The following is a 3111-nucleotide window of genomic DNA, read 5'->3' as shown; positions in this document are numbered from 1 at the left end:
CACTTGTAGCCAGATTAGCATTGAAGCACCGCTTTACACGGCCCTATCGACCACAGACCAATGGCAAGGCCGAACGCTTCATCCAGTCAGCCTTGCGCGAATGGGCTTACGGCTTTGTTTATAACAACTCACTGGAGCGGGCCAACATGCTCAAAGAATGGAACCATCACTACAACTGGCACCGGCCGCATCAGGGCATTGCTGGCAAGGCCCCAATGTCACGGCTCAGATCCGGCCAGAATAACCTCTTGCAACTTCACAACTAGGCGGCGATCGTCGCTCCCGCGATTTGCCCGATATTGCCTATAATGGCAGGCGCGCGGCATGCCGTGCCCCCCTGTAGTGCCCATGCGTGTGCCTATGCATGTGCCCATGCTGTGTGCGACGCGCGGGCAGGGCAGGGCAGGGCAGGGTGGCCAGCGTGCCGCAGCCGCTCCGTCGATGTGGAAGCGGCATTTCGTCAATGGATGCGTAATAACCAAGAGCAAAGAAGCCTGTGGACATACTCAACGATATAGATGGCATGCGCCTGGCGCTGGAATGGGCGGCGCGCGGTTTATACACGACCTCGCCCAATCCCCGCATCGGCTGCGTCATCGTCAGGGATGGCCAGGTCATCGGCGCCGGCGTGACGCAGGCGGCGGGTCAGGATCATGCCGAGGTGCAAGCGCTGGCCAATGCGGCGGCGCGCGGCAACGACGTGCGCGGCGCCACGGCCTACGTGACCCTGGAACCATGCAACCACCATGGCCGTACGCCGCCGTGCTCGGACGCGCTGGTGCGCGCCGGCTTGGGCCGTGTCGTGGCCGCCATGACGGACCCGAATCCGCTGGTGGCGGGACAGGGGCTGGCCAAGCTGGAAGCGGCCGGCATCGCCGTCACCACTGGCGTGCTGGCGGACGAAGCCCATGAAATGAATATCGGCTTTTTTTCGCGCATGCAGCGCGGCAAGCCCTGGGTGCGCATGAAAACGGCGGCCAGCCTCGACGGCATGACGGCCTTGCACAATGGCCAGAGCCAGTGGATCACGGGGCCGCAAGCGCGTGCCGATGGCCACGCCTGGCGCGCGCGCGCCTGTGCCATCCTGACGGGTATCGGCACGGTCAAGGCCGATGATCCGCAATTAAATGTGCGCGCCGTCGAGACGCCGCGCCAGCCGCGCCGCATCGTCATCGACAGCCGGCTCGACATCAGCCTTGACGCGCGTATCTTGCAAGGCGGCGGCACGTGGATCGTGGCGGCCGTCGCCAACCCGGAAAAGGAAGCGCAGCTGCTGGCGCTGGGCGCAGAAGTCATCGTGTTGCCGAACGCGGCCGGCAAGGTCGACCTGGCCGCCCTGATGCTGGAACTGGGCCGCCGGCAAATCAATGAAGTCCACGTCGAGGCGGGTGCCAAGCTGAACGGTTCGCTGATCCGCGAAGGCTGCGTCGACGAGCTGCTGGTATATCTGGCGCCCACTTTGCTGGGCGACGCGCAAGGCATGTTTGACTTGCCCGCATTGACGGATATCAAGCAGCAGCGCACTTTGCAATTTCACCAGGTTCAGCAAGTGGGCGAAGATGTGCGTATCCTTGCAAGATTCGCCCAGCGAAATTAATACTTTTACAATTTGATAGGGTTAGCTCCATGTTTACAGGAATTGTTGCCGCCATTGGCAAGATTGAAACCGTGCAAGCACTCGAAGGCGGCCTCGACGCAGGCGTGCGCCTGACCATCCACGCGGGCGGCTTGCCGCTGGCCGACGTGGCCCTGGGCGATTCGATCGCCATCAATGGCGCCTGCATGACGGTGGTGGAAAAGTCGGAGACGGGCTTTGCCGTCGACGTTTCGCGTGAAAGCCTCAATTGCACCGTGGGCCTGGACACGACCACGGAAGTGAACCTGGAAAAAGCCCTGACCCTGGCCGAGCGCCTGGGCGGCCACCTGGTGTCGGGCCATGTTGACGGCCTGGGCATCGTGCGCAAGTTCGAAGCCGTCGGCGAATCGTGGGAGCTGGTCATCGAGGCGCCGCACGAGCTGGCGAAGTACCTGGCCTTCAAGGGTTCCGTCGTCGTCAATGGCGTCTCCCTCACCGTCAATCGCGTGGAAGACCTGGGTGCCGGTGCCGTGAATGGCTGCCGTTTCTCGATCAACCTGATCCCACACACCATCGCCATGACGACCCTGAAGCACCTGACAGTCGATGGCAAGGTGAACCTGGAGATCGACCTGATCGCCCGCTATGTCGAGCGCATGTTGTCGCTGGACAAAAAAGCCTAAGCGATGTGCCCCTGCATGCAGCGTGCAGGGGCGGCAATTCCAGGCCTGTGACGGCCTGGTGGCGCGGCAAATATCCTCGCGTGTGTTGCTTTTCCGGCAGGCGCGCATACTATGAAGCTTTCCGCAGTGAAGGAACGTCATGGATCCGATCTCGCGCGCCACTCTGCCTAATGTCATACCGGCAACCACACGTGTGGGCGAAACGGCACCCGTCGCCCGCGCGGCGCCCGTGCCCGCTGCCGGCGCGGCAACTCCCATTCCCATCCTGGCATCGACCCAGGTCGATATCTCGCCCCTGGGCCAGTTCCTGTCCGGCGTGGCCTTGTCGCGTCGGCAATTGCTGGCCTTGCAGGGCGCCACGGAGCAAGCCAGCGCGGCCAATACGCCAGTAAATGTCAACGACGACTTGCTGGCGCTGGCGCGGCAGCTGACGGAGTCGTTTGCCCAGCTGCAAACGAGCGGCATCGATGCCAGCCAGCTGGCGACGGCTGGCGATACGCCGGGCAGCCTGGCGCAGCGCTACGACTTGCTGGCGGGCGACGGCACGACCGATGCGGCCGCCGCGCTGGCGCAGGACGGCAATCTGCTCACGCAAGCGGGCCTGGGCCGCATCGGCATCGACTTGCGCAACGAAGACGTCGATGCTGCCACCTTGCAGGCGGCCTACGCGGCCAACAGCACCGCCACCCTGGATGCCTTGCAGCAGGGAACGGACGTGCTGGCGCAGGTGGGCGCCGTACTGGCCCAGCGGCAGGGCGCCCCGGTCGCTTCCGCCGTAGACGCCGACCTGAATGGCGAGGCGGTGGCCGCCAGCGCCCGTGCCGCGGGACAGGCGGCAACGCAGGCCACGGC

The 3111-nt window shown here is 64.2% G+C and carries 4 protein-coding genes; all 4 read left to right on the top strand.

Annotated features, from left to right (window positions below; all coding sequences use genetic code 11):
• Positions 1 to 266, top strand: a 266-nt coding sequence (locus JaAD80_RS19550) for an integrase core domain-containing protein (protein WP_146012438.1), incomplete at its 5' end; no start/stop codon positions are given.
• Positions 267 to 523: 257 nt separating this feature from the next.
• Positions 524 to 1597 (top strand): bifunctional diaminohydroxyphosphoribosylaminopyrimidine deaminase/5-amino-6-(5-phosphoribosylamino)uracil reductase RibD, encoded by a 1074-nt coding sequence (gene ribD / locus JaAD80_RS19545; protein ID WP_180979489.1) that lies wholly within the window; start codon positions 524 to 526, stop codon positions 1595 to 1597.
• Between the two features lie 29 nt (positions 1598 to 1626).
• A complete protein-coding gene (locus JaAD80_RS19540; RefSeq protein ID WP_102296489.1) occupies positions 1627 to 2259 on the top strand; it encodes a riboflavin synthase in 633 nt (210 codons plus the stop codon).
• Positions 2260 to 2398: 139 nt separating this feature from the next.
• On the top strand, positions 2399 to 3111 hold a 713-nt coding region (locus JaAD80_RS19535; RefSeq protein ID WP_146012437.1), incomplete at its 3' end, for a hypothetical protein.

Origin of the sequence: Janthinobacterium sp. AD80, from assembly GCF_002878455.1 — a bacterium.
In the GTDB taxonomy this organism is placed as follows: Bacteria; Pseudomonadota; Gammaproteobacteria; order Burkholderiales; family Burkholderiaceae_D; genus Janthinobacterium.
Note: the sequence above shows the minus strand (reverse complement) of the source record. Positions and strands in the feature narration are given on the sequence as shown.